Annotated in this window: 16 protein-coding genes and 1 riboswitch; of the genes, 8 read left to right on the top strand and 8 right to left on the bottom strand. The window is 66.5% G+C overall.

Translation table 11 applies throughout. The features are described from left to right. Positions 1-28: 28 nt before the first annotated feature. Positions 29-1,201: a glutamine-hydrolyzing carbamoyl-phosphate synthase small subunit gene (carA, locus tag D3877_RS03625; RefSeq protein ID WP_119829382.1), complete on the bottom strand. Its 1,173-nt coding sequence runs from the start codon at positions 1,199-1,201 to the stop codon at positions 29-31. Positions 1,202-1,574: 373 nt separating this feature from the next. Here carA and D3877_RS03630 point away from each other — a divergent pair, with 373 nt between their 5' ends. The 7 genes from D3877_RS03630 (at position 1,575) to D3877_RS03660 (ending at position 9,562) form a co-directional block, all read left to right on the top strand. Further along, on the top strand, positions 1,575-2,036 hold the full coding sequence (locus D3877_RS03630; protein ID WP_119829383.1) for a GatB/YqeY domain-containing protein: 462 nt from the start codon (positions 1,575-1,577) through the stop codon (positions 2,034-2,036). A gap of 123 nt (positions 2,037-2,159) precedes the next feature. Then, positions 2,160-4,064 carry a DNA primase gene (dnaG, locus tag D3877_RS03635; protein WP_119829384.1) on the top strand — a complete coding sequence of 635 codons (1,905 nt, stop codon included), beginning with the start codon at positions 2,160-2,162 and terminating at the stop codon, positions 4,062-4,064. Between the two features lie 158 nt (positions 4,065-4,222). Further along, positions 4,223-6,199: an RNA polymerase sigma factor RpoD gene (gene rpoD, locus D3877_RS03640; RefSeq protein WP_119829385.1), complete on the top strand. Its 1,977-nt coding sequence runs from the start codon at positions 4,223-4,225 to the stop codon at positions 6,197-6,199. Positions 6,200-6,474: 275 nt separating this feature from the next. Then, positions 6,475-7,158 carry an HAD family hydrolase gene (locus D3877_RS03645; RefSeq protein ID WP_119829386.1) on the top strand — a complete coding sequence of 228 codons (684 nt, stop codon included), beginning with the start codon at positions 6,475-6,477 and terminating at the stop codon, positions 7,156-7,158. Between the two features lie 95 nt (positions 7,159-7,253). Continuing rightward, complete coding sequence (hfq, locus tag D3877_RS03650) at positions 7,254-7,502, top strand: RNA chaperone Hfq (RefSeq protein WP_012974114.1); 249 nt, start codon at positions 7,254-7,256, stop codon at positions 7,500-7,502. Between the two features lie 4 nt (positions 7,503-7,506). Next, the gene (gene hflX / locus D3877_RS03655) at positions 7,507-8,823 is read left to right on the top strand and encodes a GTPase HflX (RefSeq protein WP_119829387.1); all 1,317 of its coding nucleotides are present in this window, start codon (positions 7,507-7,509) and stop codon (positions 8,821-8,823) included. A gap of 151 nt (positions 8,824-8,974) precedes the next feature. Then, on the top strand, positions 8,975-9,562 hold the full coding sequence (locus D3877_RS03660) for a hypothetical protein (RefSeq protein ID WP_119829388.1): 588 nt from the start codon (positions 8,975-8,977) through the stop codon (positions 9,560-9,562). Between the two features lie 7 nt (positions 9,563-9,569). Here D3877_RS03660 and D3877_RS03665 read toward each other — a convergent pair whose 3' ends face one another. Then, the gene (locus D3877_RS03665) at positions 9,570-10,223 is read right to left on the bottom strand and encodes an aspartyl/asparaginyl beta-hydroxylase domain-containing protein (RefSeq protein ID WP_119829389.1); all 654 of its coding nucleotides are present in this window, start codon (positions 10,221-10,223) and stop codon (positions 9,570-9,572) included. A 178-nt stretch (positions 10,224-10,401) separates the two neighbouring features. On the opposite strand from D3877_RS03665, the gene D3877_RS03670 reads away from it, so the two are divergent. Beyond that, positions 10,402-11,229 (top strand): inositol monophosphatase family protein, encoded by an 828-nt coding sequence (locus tag D3877_RS03670; protein WP_238474715.1) that lies wholly within the window; start codon positions 10,402-10,404, stop codon positions 11,227-11,229. Between the two features lie 24 nt (positions 11,230-11,253). Here D3877_RS03670 and D3877_RS03675 read toward each other — a convergent pair whose 3' ends face one another. The 6 genes from D3877_RS03675 to D3877_RS03700 all read right to left on the bottom strand — a co-directional run bounded on the left by D3877_RS03675 (position 11,254) and on the right by D3877_RS03700 (position 16,051). Continuing rightward, on the bottom strand, positions 11,254-12,078 hold the full coding sequence (locus D3877_RS03675) for a universal stress protein (RefSeq protein WP_119829390.1): 825 nt from the start codon (positions 12,076-12,078) through the stop codon (positions 11,254-11,256). Positions 12,079-12,232: 154 nt separating this feature from the next. After that, positions 12,233-13,174 carry an ABC transporter substrate-binding protein gene (locus tag D3877_RS03680; protein ID WP_119829391.1) on the bottom strand — a complete coding sequence of 314 codons (942 nt, stop codon included), beginning with the start codon at positions 13,172-13,174 and terminating at the stop codon, positions 12,233-12,235. 23 nt (positions 13,175-13,197) lie between these two features. Further along, the gene (locus tag D3877_RS03685; protein WP_119829392.1) at positions 13,198-13,965 is read right to left on the bottom strand and encodes an ABC transporter permease; all 768 of its coding nucleotides are present in this window, start codon (positions 13,963-13,965) and stop codon (positions 13,198-13,200) included. Beyond that, positions 13,962-14,756: an ABC transporter ATP-binding protein gene (locus D3877_RS03690; RefSeq protein WP_119829393.1), complete on the bottom strand. Its 795-nt coding sequence runs from the start codon at positions 14,754-14,756 to the stop codon at positions 13,962-13,964. Before D3877_RS03690 ends, D3877_RS03685 begins: the two co-directional genes overlap by 4 nt. Further along, positions 14,753-14,861, bottom strand: a riboswitch (TPP riboswitch). Its footprint overlaps the gene before it by 4 nt. Positions 14,862-14,866: 5 nt before the next feature. Next, entirely contained in the window at positions 14,867-15,325 is a 459-nt protein-coding gene (locus tag D3877_RS03695; protein ID WP_119829394.1) for an acyl-CoA thioesterase, read from the bottom strand. 84 nt (positions 15,326-15,409) lie between these two features. Further along, on the bottom strand, positions 15,410-16,051 hold the full coding sequence (locus D3877_RS03700) for a TetR/AcrR family transcriptional regulator (protein WP_158599778.1): 642 nt from the start codon (positions 16,049-16,051) through the stop codon (positions 15,410-15,412). Positions 16,052-16,301: the final 250 nt, after the last annotated feature.

A 16,301-nucleotide genomic window follows, 5' to 3' on the forward strand; every position in this document is an offset into this window, starting at 1 on the left:
CCGCGCGGGAGATGTGACGGACGGAGCGTCAGGCCGCTGCCTTATCGGTCATGAAGCCGACGAAGCGGTTGAACAGATAATGGCTGTCCTGCGGGCCGGGCGAGGCTTCCGGGTGGTACTGCACCGAGAAGACCGGCTTGCCGGTCAGGCGGATGCCCTCGTTGCTGCCGTCGAACAGGCTGACATGGGTGACTTCGGCGTCGGCGGGCAGGGTTTCCGGCAGCACCACGAAGCCGTGATTCTGGCTGGTGATCTCCACCCGGCCCGAGGCCAGATCCTTGACCGGATGGTTGGCCCCGCGATGGCCCAACGGCATCTTGGTCGTCTTGGCCCCCAGCGCCAGCGCCAACATCTGATGGCCCAGGCAAATGCCGAAGATCGGCAGGCCGGTGGCGATCAGGCTCTGGATGGTCGGCACGGCGTAGATCCCGGTGGCGGCGGGGTCGCCGGGGCCGTTGGACAGGAACACGCCGTCGGGCTTGTGGCGCAGCACCTCTTCGGCGGTGGCGGTTGCCGGGACCACCGTCACCTTGCAACCGGCGGCGGCCAGGCAGCGCAGGATGTTGCGCTTGGCCCCGTAATCGATGGCGACGACGTGGAATTTCGGGTCCGTCTGGGTGGCGTAACCGCCGCCGATGCTCCAGGCGGCCTCATCCCAGCCGTAGGTCTGGCGGCAGGACACGTCCTTGGCCAGATCCATGCCTTCCAGACCCGGCCAGCCCTTGGCCTTGGCGACCAGCGCGTCGAGATCGAACTTGCCGTCCGGCGCGTGGGCGACGACGCCGTTCGGCGCGCCCAGATCGCGGATGCGGCGGGTCAGACGGCGGGTGTCGACGCCGCTCAGCCCGATCAGGTTGTGGCTTTTCAGCCAACCGTCGAGATGCTGGGTGGAGCGCCAGTTCGACGGGTCGGTGATGTCGGCGCGCAGGATCAGGCCGCGCGCCGCCGGAGTCACCGTTTCGATGTCTTCGGCGTTTGTGCCGGTGTTGCCAATGTGCGGGAAGGTGAAGGTGATGATCTGCCCGGCGTAGCTGGGGTCGGTCAGGATTTCCTGATAGCCGGTCATCGAGGTGTTGAAGCACACCTCGCCCACCGAATCCCCCACGGCCCCGATGCCTCGGCCACGGAACACGGTGCCGTCAGCCAGAACCAGCACGCCGGTGTGAACGGCCTTGTCGGAGGGGGGAGAGGCGAGAGTCATTCCGTTGGACCTTCCAAAAACCGCGACCGTCGACGAATCGACCAAATTTTGCTGCGGCGGAACGGCGACGGTCTGGCGTCCCGCCGGGCGCGCACACGGACCCGCTCGCACCCCCTCTCCGCCGAAAGGGGCGGTTGACGGGATCGAGTGGGCGGATCAGGGCGGGCCGGACATCGTATAGGACGATTGCCGCCGCGATTTCCAGCAATAGCTTTGCAGAGCGGCGTTGCGGTCGCGCTTTCTCTGGCGTTTCATGGGGCGGGCCATGCGCCGCCGCTCCTATATAAGCATGGCAATCGGCGACCATATTCGAAATAGTCGCCCTCCGCCGTTGGCCCTTCGCGCCATCGGCCAGACGATGAGGAACAGGAACATGCTGCGCACGCGGTTGAACGAGGCCTTGAAGGACTCCATGCGCGCCAAGGACGCGCGGGCCGTCTCCACCCTCCGCATGGTCCTGGCGGGCCTGAAGGACCGGGACATCGCCGCCCGCCCGCGCGGCGTGACCGACGGCGTCGACGAGGGCGAAATCATGTCGATGCTGCAAACCCTGATCAAGCAGCGCAACGAATCGGCGACGATGTACGATCAAGGCGGCCGCCCGGAACTCGCCCAGCAGGAGCGCGAGGAGATCGCCGTCATCGAACGCTTCCTGCCCAAGCAGATGACGGAGGAGGAGGTCCAGGCCGCCATCGCCGCCATCGTGGCCGAACTGGGCGCGTCGTCGATCAAGGACATGGGCAAGGTGATGGCCGAGCTGAAGAGCCGCCACGCCGGCGAGATGGACTTCGCCAAGGCCGGCCCCCTGGTCAAGCAACGCCTGTCGGCGGGCTGAACCGCGCCTGTTCCGAGTCGCGCGACTCGGGAACAAACAGGTCAGATCACCGCCGCCGCCGTTGGCGCGGCGCGCGGCGATCTGTTATAGGCTGCCGCCCCGCGTGACCCGGTGATGTGAGCCATGGCCTTTCCGCCCCAATTCCTGGAAGAGCTGCGCACCCGACTGGCTCTGTCGGACGTGGTGTCCAAACGGCTGCGCCTGATCCGCGCCGGGCGCGAGTTCAAGGCGCCCTGTCCCTTCCACAACGAAAAATCCCCGTCCTTCTACGTCAACGACCAGAAGGGCTTCTTTCATTGCTTCGGTTGCGGCGCTCATGGCGACGTCATCGGTTTCGTCATGCGCCACGACAACCTCGCCTTTCCCGAGGCGGTGGAGCATCTGGCGGGCGAGGCCGGGTTGCCGGTGCCGCGCCCGACCGAGGAAGACCGCCATCATTACGAACGCCGTAAAACCCTGCATGATCTGGTGGAGCAGGCGGCGCGCTGGTTTGAGCAGCAACTCCACGCCCCCGCCGGGCGGGCCGGGTTGGATTATCTTCAGCGGCGCGGGCTGGACACCGACAGCATGGCGCGCTTCCGGCTGGGCTACGCGACCGGCGATTCCGGGGCGCTGCGCCAGCATCTGTTGAAGCTGAAATTCGACGAAGAGGACATGGTGTCGGCGGGGCTGCTGAAACGGCCCGAGGATGGCCGAACGCCCTACAGCTTCTTCCGCAACCGGGTGATGTTCCCCGTCACCGACCGGCGCGGACAGGTCGTCGCCTTTGGCGGGCGGATTTTGGAGGGCGACGGGCCGAAATACGTCAACACCCCCGACACCCCGTTGTTTCACAAGGGAACGCTGCTCTACGGCCTGTCGCGCGCTCGGCAAGCGGCGGCGGACGGCAAGCCGGTCATCGTCGCCGAAGGCTATATGGACGTCATCGCCCTGGTCCGCGCCGGGTTCGAGGGCGCGGTCGCCCCGCTGGGCACGGCGCTGACCGAAACCCAGGTGCAAGAGCTGTGGAAGCTGATCCCGGCGTCGGAAAAGGTGCCGTTCCTGTGTTTTGACGGCGACAACGCCGGGCGGCGGGCGGCGTGGCGGGCGGTGGAGCGGATTTTGCCCCATCTGGCCCCCGGCCAGTCGGCCCGCGTCATGTTCATGCCCGAAGGCGAGGATCCGGACAGCCTGATCCGCGCCCAGGGGGCGAAGGCGATGACGGCCCTGCTGGAGCAGGCGATTCCGCTGTCCGAAGCGGTCTGGCGGATGGAAAGCGAAGGCAAGCCGACCGACACGCCCGAATCGAAGGCGGCGGTCAAGGCGGCGCTGGAATCCCGCGTCGGAACCATCGCCGACCGCGACGTTCAGGCCTTTTACCGCACCGAAATGCGCCGCCGGGTGGACGAGGCGTTCGCCCCGCCCGCGCGCGAACGCTTCAGCCGTGGCCCCTGGCAGCCGGGTCGCCGTCCGGGCGAACCGCCGCGCCGCCATGTCGCCGGAACGCCGGGCCGACTGACCGCCAAACCGGCGGGGGAGGGGCGCGGGCGGGTGTCGCGTCTGGCGTCGGTGCGCGAACGGATTTTGTTGGCGACCATCATCAACCACCCGCCGTTGTTCAGTGAATTGGGCGAGCCGCTGGGGCTGTTGCCGTTGGGCGACCCCGATCTCGAAAAATTGCGTTGGGCGGTCATAGAATGTCTGTCCGATGACCGGAACCGCGACTCGGGACTTGACGCGGCTGCCCTTTGTCGCCACTTGTCATCCGCTGGCCATGAAACGATGGTCAGCGCTTTGCTAGGCGAATCGACCTATGTCCACGCTGGCTTCGCCCGCCCGGAAGCCTCGACCGAGGATGCCCGGAAAGGCTGGTGGCCGACATGGCAGCATCTGCTTCACCGGCGGCTGCTCGATGATCTTAGGGAAGCCAAGGCGGCTTTGACCCGCGACAACAGCGAGGCCAACCTCGCGCGGGTCGTGGCGCTTCAACAGGAGCTTGTCGCGTCCGCTCAGGGAATGACGGACGGCGAGGACTCCGACGATGTGTGATCGCGCGAGCGGTCGTTGATCGGGTTGACGGGCCGCAAGTCATGTCGGGTTCGAGGGCGGGTACAGAGCTGGGAGGTGGGGGCGGACGGTGCGGGAAACCGCAGCCGAGCGTCCCTTTCGTCTTTTTTTCAATGGGGTAATGCGGGGGCACCGATCGCATGGCCACGAAAGCTGCGAACAGCGTGGAAGTTTCCGAAACGCGGGAGGAATCCGGCGACGGTCCTCTGATGGATGGCATGGGTCTTGCCGTCAAGAAGATGATCGCGCGCGGCAAAGAGCGCGGGTATGTCACCTATGACGAGCTGAACGCAGCTCTGCCGCAGGATTCGTCATCCTCCGAGCAGATCGAAGACACGATGGCGATGCTGTCCGAAATGGGCATCAACATCGTCGAATCGGAAGAGCAGGATTCGGAGAGCAACACCGAGGCGGCGAGCGACGGCGAAGGCCGCTCCTCAGGCAACCTCGACGACGACGACATCGGCCGCACCGACGACCCCGTGCGCATGTATCTGCGCGAGATGGGTTCGGTCGAGCTGCTGTCGCGCGAGGGCGAAATCGCCATCGCCAAGCGCATCGAAGCCGGGCGCGAGATGATGATCGGAGCGATTTGCGAATCGCCGCTGACCATCCGCGCGATCCTTGAGTGGCACGACGCCCTCATGGAAGGCAAAATGCTGCTGCGCGACATCATCGACCTCGACGCCACCTATGGCGGCGGTCCCGATGGTGAAGAAATTCCCGAAGCGCTGGCCGAGGTGGTTGAGGGGGCTGTCGCCCCGCCCGCCGAGGACGGCGAAGAGCCGCCGCCGCCGCGCCCCGAAGGCGAAAGCGAGGAAGGCGAGGAAGGCGACGAGGGCGACAACAGCCTGTCCCTCTCGGCGATGGAAGCCGCGCTGAAGCCGCAGGTCATCGAGACCTTCGAGAACATCAAGGCGACCTACGACAAGCTGCACAAGATCCACGAATCGCGCATCACCTCGATGCAGCGCGGCGAGGACATCACCAAGCAGACCGATAAGAAGTACGAGAAGCTGAAGCTCGAAATGGTCGAGCTGATGAACACCGTGCGTCTGAACAACCAGCGCATCGAGCAACTGGTCGAGCAGCTCTACATCCTGAACCGCAAGCTGACGAGCTTTGAAGGCCGTCTGCTGCGCATGGCGACGGAATGCCGGGTCAAGCGCGAAGACTTCCTGAACCAGTATTTCGGCCATGAGCTGGATCCGGGTTGGCAGGAGCGCATTCGCGGCCTGAATCCCAAGACCTGGGGCAAATTCGCTGAGAAATACGATGCGGAAATCCGCAAGGTGCGCGAAGGCATTTCCGGCGTCGCCGAGGAAGGCCGTCTGCCGATCAGCGAGTTCCGCCGCATCGTCTCGACCGTGCAGAAGGGCGAGAAGGAAGCCAGCCGCGCCAAGAAGGAAATGGTCGAGGCGAACCTGCGCCTCGTCATCTCCATCGCCAAGAAATACACGAACCGTGGTCTGCAATTCCTGGATCTGATTCAGGAGGGCAACATCGGCCTGATGAAGGCGGTGGACAAGTTCGAGTATCGGCGCGGTTACAAATTCTCGACCTACGCCACTTGGTGGATTCGTCAGGCGATCACCCGCTCCATCGCCGATCAGGCGCGGACGATCCGCATCCCGGTCCACATGATCGAGACGATCAACAAGCTGGTTCGCACCAGCCGCCAGATGCTGCACGAGATTGGCCGCGAGCCGACCCCGGAAGAGCTGGCTGAACGTCTGATGATGCCGCTGGAAAAGGTCCGCAAGGTCCTGAAGATCGCCAAGGAGCCGATTTCCCTCGAAACGCCGATTGGCGACGAGGAGGATTCGCATCTGGGCGACTTCATCGAGGATAAGAACGCGGTCTTGCCGCTCGACGCCGCCATCCAGGCGAATCTGCGCGAGACGACCACCCGCGTCCTGGCCTCGCTCACCCCGCGTGAGGAGCGTGTCTTGCGGATGCGGTTCGGCATCGGCATGAACACCGACCACACGCTGGAAGAGGTCGGCCAGCAGTTCAACGTGACCCGCGAGCGCATCCGCCAGATCGAAGCGAAGGCGCTGCGCAAGCTGAAGCACCCGTCGCGGTCGCGCAAACTGCGCAGCTTCCTCGACACCTGAGCGCAGTGTCTTATTGACGAAGCGCTCCCCCTTGGGCGACCAGGGGGGAGCGCTTCGTTTTTGTTGATGGGTGGGGCCGTTCCCGCCTGTATTGACGACAGCAAGTCGCTGTCCCTGCGCGTGGTCGATCAGAGTGGCGGCGGAACGAGGCTTTGGCGGATGCGGAGCGCCAAGCCGGTGACAGTTTGATTGTTCCGATCATCATGTCCGGCGTTTTGCTGTGACCGCCTCCCAACCGTGATGGCGCCAGACTGCCGCAGATCTGGGAGACTGCTATGTTCGATCATTCGACCCTGCCGCGCGCCGTCCTCTATGATTGGGACAACACGTTGGTCGACAATTGGGGAACCGTGCGCGCCGCGCTGAATCACGCGCTGGTTTCCTTCGATTTGCCTGCCTGGGACGAGGAGGAGGCGCGCGTCCGCATCAAGCAATCGCTGCGTGACAGCTTCCCGCGCATCTTCGGCGAGCGCTGGACCGAAGCGCGCGACCTGTTCTACGCCTATTTCGCCGCCCATCACCTTGACCATCTGCGCCCGCTGCCGGGCGCCGAATCGCTGCTGCGGTTGTTCGCCGAACGCGGCGTCTATCAGGCGGTGGTGTCGAACAAGACGGGAAAATTCCTGCGGTCGGAGGCCGAGGCGCTGGGCTGGACCCAATATTTCGGACGGCTGGTCGGGGCGCAGGACGCGCCGTTCGACAAGCCGAACATCGCCCCGGTGCGGATGGCGCTGGAACCGTCGGGGCTGGAACCGGGGCCGCAGGTCTGGTTTTTGGGCGACGCCGACATCGATATGGAATGCGCCCATGGCGCGGGCTTGGTTCCGGTGTTAATAGGGCAGGGCGAGGGGAGCGGCTTTGATCGCTTTCCACCCGCTCACCGTCACGTCGATTGCGAAGCCTTGTGTGGCTTGGTTGGCGCGGGTGGTGATACCATATCCGTTCAGTCGGGTGTTTGATCCGGTCCCGCAAGGGATGGGGGCGGCATCGTGGACGAAAGCGGATCGACCCCGCAAAGGTCGATCCCAAGAACATTCAAGAAGGGGGCATCTTAATGTCTGAAAAAAGCCAGAACGTGCAGGACGTGTTTCTCAACCACGTTCGCAAAAACAAGACTCCCGTCACCGTCTTTCTTGTGAATGGCGTGAAACTTCAGGGCATCATCACTTGGTTCGACAATTTCTCGGTTCTGTTGCGACGCGACGCGCATTCGCAACTGGTCTACAAGCACGCGATTTCGACGGTCATGCCGGCGCATCCGATTCAACTCTTCGAGCCGCCCAAGGAAGGTGAGAGCGTCTGATCCCATGACCAATGACGAAGGTGCGGCGCCGTTGGGCGCTGGCCGTGTGATCGTGGTCCACCCCGTCCTCCGCAGCGAGGCGGACGGGGTTTCTCGCCCCCCCGAATCCTGTTTGGAGGAGGCGGTCGGCCTTGCCCAGGCGATCGAGCTGGATGTCATCCACGCCGAATGCGTCAAGGTGAACCGTCCGCAGCCTTCGACCTTGCTTGGCTCCGGCACGGTGGAGCATCTGGCGGAGCTGGTGGAGGAGCAGGAGGCTGATCTTGTCATCCTCGATCATGCCTTGTCGCCGGTGCAGCAACGCAATCTGGAACGCGCGATCAAGGCCAAGGTCATCGACCGCACCGGCCTGATTCTGGAGATTTTCGGCGCCCGCGCCCGCACGCGGGAGGGCATGCTCCAGGTCGAACTGGCGTCGCTGACCTATCAGAAATCCCGTCTGGTGCGGTCCTGGACCCACTTGGAACGCCAGCGTGGCGGCTTCGGCTTCCTTGGCGGCCCCGGCGAATCGCAGCTTGAGATGGATCGCCGTCTGATCGGCGACCGCATCATCAAGATCAAGAAGGAACTGGACGAGGTGCGGCGCACCCGTGGTCTGCACCGCAAGGCGCGGGCCAAGGTGCCCTATCCGGTGGTGGCGCTGGTCGGCTACACCAACGCCGGGAAATCCACCTTGTTCAACCGGCTGGCCAACGCCGACGTCTTCGCCAAGGATCTGCTGTTCGCCACGCTGGACCCGACCATGCGTCAGGTCACGCTGCCGTCGGGCCGCAAGGTGATCCTGTCGGACACGGTGGGCTTCATTTCCGACCTGCCGCACGGTCTGGTCGCCGCCTTCCGCGCCACGCTGGAAGAGGTTGACGCCGCCGACATCATCCTGCACGTCCGCGACATCGCCCACATCGACACCGACGCCCAGCGCGCCGACGTCTATGAGGTGTTGAGCGACATGGGGCTGGAGGCCGACAACGACGAGCGGGTGATCGAGGTTCTGAACAAGATCGATTCGCTCGACGAGGACAGCCGGGCGGCGATTTTGACGCAGAGCGGGCGCAACCCGCGCGCCGTGGCGGTCTCCGCCCGGACGGGCGAGGGAATCGACGCGCTCGACCGGCTGTTGGACGAGCGGATGAACGCTCACCGGCAGGTGGTTGATCTTGACGTCGGGCTGGATGACGGCGCGGCGCTCGCTTGGCTCTATTCCAAGGGCGAGGTGTTGGAACGGCGCGACGACGAGGAGCAGGCGCACCTGCAAATCTCAATTGATCCCGCCGATCTGGCGCGCTTCGAGAAGCGGTTCTTGCAACAGCCCGATCTCTGATCGGCGTCACGCGAGCGATGACGGGACAGGGCGCGGTGGCGGCATCGCGCCCTGTTCCGCTTTTGGCTTGCCCGTCCGCGCGACTTGGCGGGTGACGGCGGACCCGCGCCGAGGTCATAATGGCGGGGTTGTCATCGCTTCCGGGTTCTTCGTGCGCGTTCGCTCCGTTCTTCTGCCGCTGGCCTTGGCGCTGGCGTGGCCTGTTCTGACCTTTGGTCTGGCGGCGGCGCAACAGCCGCCGACGGGGCCGATCCGTCTGCCCTTGCCGCCCGGCTATGTCGAGGAGCCGGATGAGCCGCCGGAAGATCCCCTGCCGCCGCTGCCCCGTGAATTCCAGATCGCCCCGACCGATCCGCTGGTCGAAGCCCCCGACGCTGCCGCGTTGCTGAAGGCGTGCAAGGAGCAGGCCTTCACCGACTGTTTCCGTCTGTGGCAACCGCCACCGCCGCCACCGCCGGAGCCAGAACCGGAAAAGGACACGGCGGGCCAACCGCCGCCAGCGCCGCCCGATCCCAAGGCCCCGCGCGAACCGGCGCAGGGTGGCCCTGTGCCGCCGCCGCCGCCCAACCCGGCGAAGGACGCGGCGACCGCCGCCGAGGACAAGGCGACCTTCGACGCGTTGGCCAAGGCGCTGAAGGACAGCGGCCTGGACGGCAAGGTCCTGCTGACCAACCCGACCAACGACGGCCCGACGCTGAAACTGGACAGCAAACCGGCGACGGCTGCGCCCAAACGGTGACGCGCGTTTACGGCTGGCGTCGCGTCCGCCACTCCACCAGCGCGTTTCGCGCCGTTTCGGCCAATTCGTGGCGAAGCGGCGCGTTGGCCGCCAGCGCCGCTGGGGCCAGACCATGCACCCAGTCGGTGGACGGCGCGTCGATCAAAAGAACGATGCGTTGGCGGTCAGCCTCGTTTTCGACCTGATGCGGGAAAGAAAAATCGCCGGTCCAGGCGACCCCTTCGGGATAAGCGACGGCCTCCGCCCCGATGAGGGTTCTGGCCCCTGGCGGGGCGTGAATGGGAACCAGAAGGCGGCATTCGGACAGGTGAAGGGCTTGGTTGTCGAAATGCCAAACCAAACGTCCACGCGGCGGCTGACGGCTGATGTAACAGCCCAACACCGGCGCGGCGAATCGCTCCAACAGCGCCCGCACGCTCGGCATCCGCTCCAACAGGGGCGTCGCGTTGTCCGGAAGGTTGGTGTTCGACCCCACCGGACGATTGACCAGCGTGATCGCCGTCCATTCGTCGCCGCCGCTGAAAAAATGCCGCTGATCCGGCGCCAGCGTGGCGTCCAGCGCGTCGAAGTCCGCCTGAAGCGCGGCGATGTCCGTCTTGAGAGTCAGCGGAGCGTGCAGCGTCAACCCGCTGCCGACGGTCGCCTCTTGCCACGCGAACATCACCGGAGTCCTTCCCGCATTCAACGATGGCTCGTCGTAGCAAGTCCGCGAGCAAACCGCCAGAGCGCGCCGGTTCGGCGGCGCTTGTGACGCAGGAACGCGCCATTGCCCCTGTCGCTTTGGCGCGGATGGCGTCATTGTGGTGATCGCCCAACGCGAACAAGGCGAGCGACCACCCGTGACCCAGTCCTTTCCGTCTTCCTTGGCTTTGCCTGACGTCGATCAGGTGTCGGCCTTGATCCGCGCGGTGGCCAAGACCGAGATTTTGCCCTGGTTCCGCAACCTGGACGCCTCCGCCATCCGGGAAAAGACAGGGCCGCTGGATCTGGTGACGCTGGCCGACGAGGCGGCGGAGCGCGCCTTGACCCCGGCCTTGGCCGATCTGCTGCCCGGCAGCCGGGTGGTGGGCGAGGAGGCGGCGTCCGAGGATGAGCGCGTGTTCGACCATCTCGACGGCGACGCCCCGGTGTGGATCATCGACCCGGTGGACGGCACGATGAATTTCGCCCAGGGCCGCCCGCTCTTCGCGGTGATCGTCGCCCTGGTCCATCGCGGGGAGACCATCGCCGGTTGGATTCATGACCCGATGGACGGCCGCATGGCGACGGCGGTCAAGGGACACGGGGCGTGGCTGGACGGGCGACGGGCGCGGGTGGCCGAATCCGTCCCCCTGTCGGCGATGGTCGGCGCCCTGTCCACCCGTTTTTGCGGCGAGGCGATGGCCGCCCAGCTTGAGGAGCGGGCGAGCGGTCTGGGCGAGCGCGCCAACCTGTCCAGCGCGGCGCAGGAGTATCTGCGCCTGCTGGAAGGGCGGGCGCATTATGCGCTCTATCACCGGCTGATGCCGTGGGACCACGCCGCCGGGGTGTTGATGCACGCCGAAGCGGGCGGTCACGCCGCCTTGAGCGACGGGTCGCCCTATCGCCCCACCCTGCGAACCGGCAGCCTGCTGGCCGCGCCCGACGCCGAAAGCTGGCGGGCCTTGCGCGACCATCTGTTCGGCTGAGAAAGAGGCCGGAAGCCCGTCCGCTCAGTGCGACATCAGGACGGGCAGCGGCGTGTTGGACAAAACGCTGCGGGTGGCCCCGCCCAGCACCAGTTCGCGCAGGCGGGAATGGCCATAGGCCCCCATCACCAGCAGATCTGCGCCGATCTCTCCGGCGCAGGCGAGGATCAGGTCGCCGACCTCGCCGCCCAGCGCGACCGCCGCGTGGTGGTGGGCGGCGATTCCATGGCGGGCCAGCCAGCCGACCAGGGCGACGCCGTCTTCGGGGGTCTTGCCCGGCGGGTCAATGGTCAGCACGGTGACGCTTTCCGCCTCTTCCAGGAAGGGCATGGCGTTGCGGACGGCGCGGGCCGATTCGCGGCTGTTCTTCCAGGCGATGAGAATGTTGCGCCCGATCGGCGCGGTCGCCGGTTGGATCGGCGGCAACAGCAGGGTGGGGCCGACGGTTTCCAACGGCAGCCGGTCGGGAACATGCAGCGCCACGCGCTCCCCCGACCGTTGGGCGGCGGATTGGGCGATGATGGTCAAATCGGCGTAGGGCGCGCGTTCGGCCAGCAGGGCGACATGGTCGCCCTCTTCCACGCTCCAGGAATAAGACAGGTCGGCCAGCGCCAATTGGACCTCGGCCTCGATCCGTTCGGCGTTCTCATGGGCGATGGCGGTCGCCTCGGCGATGTAGCCGTAGGAGGCGGCGCGCCCGGTCGCCCCGGCGGGCATCGACACCGGGGTGGCGATGTAGAGCGCCTGGACATGGGCGGAAAAACGCTTGGCCAGCGCGGCGGCGATGGCCAGACGGGTGGCGTGGGCGTCGTCGTTGGCCATGTGCAGAAGAATGGTCTTGATCGGCATTCCCAATATCCCCCGGTCTGATCGGCGGCCCGACCGTCGGCCTGTTCGTCAAACCGGCGGCGGAGCGTCGCCCGTTAGAGGTAACGCTCCGCACTATCGGAAGGCAATGGGCTGTCGCCGTCCTGCGCCGCTGAGTCGCGTCGCCTGAAGCTCCTTACTTGACGACCACCGCGTAACGCTCCACCGGCTCCACCGTCTTGATGAGGCCGCGCGCCTTCAGGAATTCGGCGAAGCGGGTGTAGCGGGCGGAATCGAGCGCCGCCGGGCTGTGGGAGAAGCGCGGCAGCGTGTCGGCCCAGGCGCGGCGGTTCAACTCGTCGTTCAGTTCCGGGCGGCCCTTGACGAAGGCGGCCTGCGCCTCTTCCGGGTGGTTCAGGATGTAGAGCGTCGCCCGCTCCACCGCGTCGAGGAAGCGCTTGATGCGGGCGTCGCCGGTCTTGTCCTTGTGGGCGACGACGATCAGCTCGTCATAGGGCGGGACGCCTTCCTCTTCGGGGTAAAAGGCGCGGCCCGGATGCTTTTCAATGTCCATCTGGTTGAGTTCAAAATTGCGGAAGGCCCCGATCACCGCGTCCACCTGCCCCGACAGCAGCGACGGCGACAGCGAGAAATTCACGTTCACCAGCGTGACGTCGTTCAGGCTCAGCCCCTGCTTTTCCAGCATGGCGCCGAGCAGCGCGTCCTCAAACCCGGCGATGGAGAAGCCGACCTTGCGGCCCTTCAAATCCTTCAGGCTTTTGATCGGGCCGTCGCGCAGAACCACCACGGCGTTGAGCGGGGTGGAGATCAGCGTGCCGACGCGGACCAGCGGCAGCCCTTCGGCCACCTGGATGATCTGCTGCGGCTGGTAGGAGATGGCCAGATCGGCGCCGCCCGCCGCCACCAGCTTGGGCGGATCGTTGGGGTCGGCGGGGGCGGTCAGCGTCACGTCCAGCCCGACGTCTTTGAAAAAGCCCTTTTCCTGGGCGACGATCAGCGGGGCGTGGTCGGGATTCACGAACCAGTCGAGCATCACCGACAGCTTGTCTTGCGCGACGGCGGGCGCGGCGGCCAGCAGACCGGCGAGGATGGTGGTCACGGTGAACAGGCGCTTCATTCAGAACAATCCTTGTGGCGGGGCTAGGCTGAATCGTCAGCGGGTTGGGTGTCGGGCTGCCAGGGCAGGGCGCGGCGGGCCAGCGCGTCCACGGCGGCGTAGAGCGCCACGGCGAACAGGCCCAGAACCAGCACGGCGGCGAACAGCACATCAATTTGCATGCGGGCGTTGGCGTGCAGCATCAGATAGCCAAGGCCCGACGAGGAGCCGACCCACTCGCCGATCACCGCGCCAATCGGCGCGACGGCGGCGGCGACCCGCACCCCCGACCAGAAGGCGGGCTGGGCGGCGGGCAGTCGGATCACCCACAGCGTCGCGGCGGGCGTCGCCCCCATGGTGCGGGCAAGGTCGAGCCAGCCCGGCTCCGTCCGGCGCAACCCGTCGAACAGGGCGGTCGTCACCGGGAAATAGATGACCAGAATCGCCATGGCGATCTTCGACGCCATGCCATAGCCCAGCCACAGCACCAGCAGCGGGGCCAGCGCGAAGACCGGAATCGCTTGGCTGACCACCAGCACCGGCATCAGCCAGCGCCGGGCCGCGCGGAACCGCGCCAAGGTCAGGGCGCTGAGGCCGCCCAAGGCGACGCCGCCCAGCAGGCCAAGGATGATTTCGGTCAGCGTGGTCAAACCATGCTGAAACAGCAAGGGGGCCTGCCGTTGCATCGCATCGGCCACCGCCAGCGGGCTGGGCAGCAGATAGCGCGGCAGTCCGGTGAACCAGACCAGCGCCTGCCAACCGCCCAGCAGAACCGCGAGCGTGACGACGACGCGCGCCAGCGGGGCGATCATCCGGCCAACCTCCGCAACAGCTCCGCCTGGAGCGCCAACAGGGCCGGATCATCGACCCGTCGGGGGGCGATTCCGGGCGGGGTCAGGGCCGGGCCGACGCTGGCCGGGCGTCCGGTCATCACATGCAGCCGGTCGCCGATGCGCAACGCCTCCAACGGGTCGTGCGTCACCATCAGCACGGTGCGGCCAACCAGGGTTTCCGCCGCCGTTTCCTGAAGCCGCAGCCGGGTCAGCGCGTCCAGCGCCGAAAACGGCTCGTCCATCAGAACCAGCGGCTTGTCCTCCATCAGGGTGCGGGCCAGCGCCACCCGTTGCCGCTGGCCGCCCGACAGGGTGGCGGGCCGGTCGCCCTCCCGCCCGGCCAGACCAACGCGGTCGAGCAGGGCGGCGGCGCGGGCCGCCTGTTCCGGCGTGACGCGCTTGCGCCGCAGCCGGTCGCCCAACAGCACATTGTCGAGCACCGACAGCCAGGGCAGCAGCAGATCCTGTTGGGCCATGTAGGCGATGCGCCCGGCGAGCGGCAAGCCATCGTCGGTTTCCACCCGCGTCGGCGCTTCCGGTTCCGCCAACCCGGCGAGGATGCGCAGCAGGGTGGTTTTGCCGACGCCGCTCGGCCCCAGCAGGCAGGTGGTGCGCCCGGCCTCCAGCGTCAGCGTCAGGTCGGAAAACAGGACGTCGCCGCCATAGGTCAGACGCGCCGACGACACGCGCACGGCCAGGGGCGCGACGGGCAACGGAACGGCGGGGGAACGAAAGGGCGAAGCGCCCGCGACGCGGTCGATCTGGTCCATGGGCGGCTCACTGATCCCTACGCCGGCATGAACCGGATCAGGTTCCAGGGGTCGTCTCAGCGCTTGAGACCTCTCAGCCGACCATCGGCTCCCCCCAGTGAAGGCGCGAACTATAGGCGCGGCGCGGCGTCGCCCGCAAGAGCGGCGTCGGGCGCGCGGCAGGCCTCCAGCGCGGCGACGCTGGACGGGGGCAGGGGGCGCGACCGGCGGTCGCCCTGATCGACATGGACGATCACGCTTTCGGCGGAGGCGACATGGCGGCCATCCTGAAACAGGGCCTGTTCCAGCCGAATGGAACTCCGCCCCAGCGACGCCACGCGGGTGGCGACGTCCACCGATCCGGGCCACCGGATTTCGTCGGCGAAATCAATCACCAGCCGGGCGATGACGAACGCCCCGTCCGGCGCGTGCAGCGGCCCGGCGGGATCATAGAGCAGCTCGACCCGCCCCGTTTCAAACAGGGTGGAAAAGACCGCGTTGTTGACGTGGCCCTGACGGTCGGTGTCGGCGTAACGCAGCTTGTCATGAGTGTGGTGGGGATAATCGGTTGGCTTCGGTGGTGTGGTCATGCGCCGCGCTCCGTGTGTCGCCAATGACAGATTCGCATGACGTCCATCATGCGAAAATCAGTGTTTCGCATGATGGCCATCCTGTCAATCGACGGCGCGGGTTGCGGAGTCCGTCGCCCCTTCGGGATTGGCCAGCCGGGCCGCCGCCGCCTGACAGGCGGCCAGGACGCGCGCCGACGTCTCGCCATCCTCCACCGCGCGGGCCAGGGTGACGCCGCCGACGCACAGGGCCAGAAGCGCGATGGCCTCGTCGTGGCGAGTGGGATCGACGCCGTTCGGATCTGGGTTGGCGGACGGGGCGGCGGTTGGGCCGCAGATCGCGCGCAGGGATTGGATCATTTCGGCTTCGAAGACCCGGCGGAACTCCGCCGGGCTGCGCGCCGCTTCCGACGCCACGGCGGCGAAGGCGCAGCCGTTGGCCGGATCGTCCCGGTGGGCGGGCGTCAAATAGCGTTTCGCCAGCCGGGTCAGGCGTTGGGGCCAATGTTCGCCGCTGGGGCCTGTGGTCCAGCGCGTCCGGTTGTTCGCCAGCGCGTGGCGGAAGGCGGCGGCGGTCAACTCCTCCTTGTTGGCGAAATGGGAATAGAAGGCGCCGTGGGTCAGCTTGGCGTCGCGCATCACCAGACCGATGGCGGCGCCCATCAAACCTTCCGTCCGCAGCCGAGCGGCGGCGGCGTCCAGAATGCGGAGAAGCGACGCCTGCTTGCGTTCGACGCGGGTCGCCATGACGACCTCCTTCCATGGGGTGACGTGGAACAGCATGTCGGCATGACGAGCGTCATGTCAAACGCCCCGACTTTTCGATCCAGGGCAACCGCATTGGGATTTTCAGCGCGTGATTGCCGACGCTTACGGGCTGAACTAGGAATCATGACCTGTTTCCTATGGAGTCGTCGTCATGCCCCACGCGACCAACCTGTTCGCCACCGCTGTCCCCGATGGGGCGGGGCTGCGGCTTGGCGCGCCGCATGGGCCG

The sequence above is a fragment of the Azospirillum cavernae genome (assembly GCF_003590795.1).
In the GTDB taxonomy this organism is placed as follows: Bacteria; Pseudomonadota; Alphaproteobacteria; order Azospirillales; family Azospirillaceae; genus Azospirillum; species Azospirillum cavernae.

Coding starts and splice junctions, on each gene's coding strand:
- carA (WP_119829382.1), bottom strand. CDS start 1,201: ATGACTCTCGCCTCTCCCCCCTCCGACAAGGCCGTTCACACCGGCGTG.
- D3877_RS03630 (WP_119829383.1), top strand. CDS start 1,575: ATGCTGCGCACGCGGTTGAACGAGGCCTTGAAGGACTCCATGCGCGCC.
- dnaG (WP_119829384.1), top strand. CDS start 2,160: ATGGCCTTTCCGCCCCAATTCCTGGAAGAGCTGCGCACCCGACTGGCT.
- rpoD (WP_119829385.1), top strand. CDS start 4,223: ATGGCCACGAAAGCTGCGAACAGCGTGGAAGTTTCCGAAACGCGGGAG.
- D3877_RS03645 (WP_119829386.1), top strand. CDS start 6,475: ATGTTCGATCATTCGACCCTGCCGCGCGCCGTCCTCTATGATTGGGAC.
- hfq (WP_012974114.1), top strand. CDS start 7,254: ATGTCTGAAAAAAGCCAGAACGTGCAGGACGTGTTTCTCAACCACGTT.
- hflX (WP_119829387.1), top strand. CDS start 7,507: ATGACCAATGACGAAGGTGCGGCGCCGTTGGGCGCTGGCCGTGTGATC.
- D3877_RS03665 (WP_119829389.1), bottom strand. CDS start 10,223: ATGTTCGCGTGGCAAGAGGCGACCGTCGGCAGCGGGTTGACGCTGCAC.
- D3877_RS03675 (WP_119829390.1), bottom strand. CDS start 12,078: ATGCCGATCAAGACCATTCTTCTGCACATGGCCAACGACGACGCCCAC.
- D3877_RS03680 (WP_119829391.1), bottom strand. CDS start 13,174: ATGAAGCGCCTGTTCACCGTGACCACCATCCTCGCCGGTCTGCTGGCC.
- D3877_RS03685 (WP_119829392.1), bottom strand. CDS start 13,965: ATGATCGCCCCGCTGGCGCGCGTCGTCGTCACGCTCGCGGTTCTGCTG.
- D3877_RS03690 (WP_119829393.1), bottom strand. CDS start 14,756: ATGGACCAGATCGACCGCGTCGCGGGCGCTTCGCCCTTTCGTTCCCCC.
- D3877_RS03695 (WP_119829394.1), bottom strand. CDS start 15,325: ATGACCACACCACCGAAGCCAACCGATTATCCCCACCACACTCATGAC.
- D3877_RS03700 (WP_158599778.1), bottom strand. CDS start 16,051: ATGGCGACCCGCGTCGAACGCAAGCAGGCGTCGCTTCTCCGCATTCTG.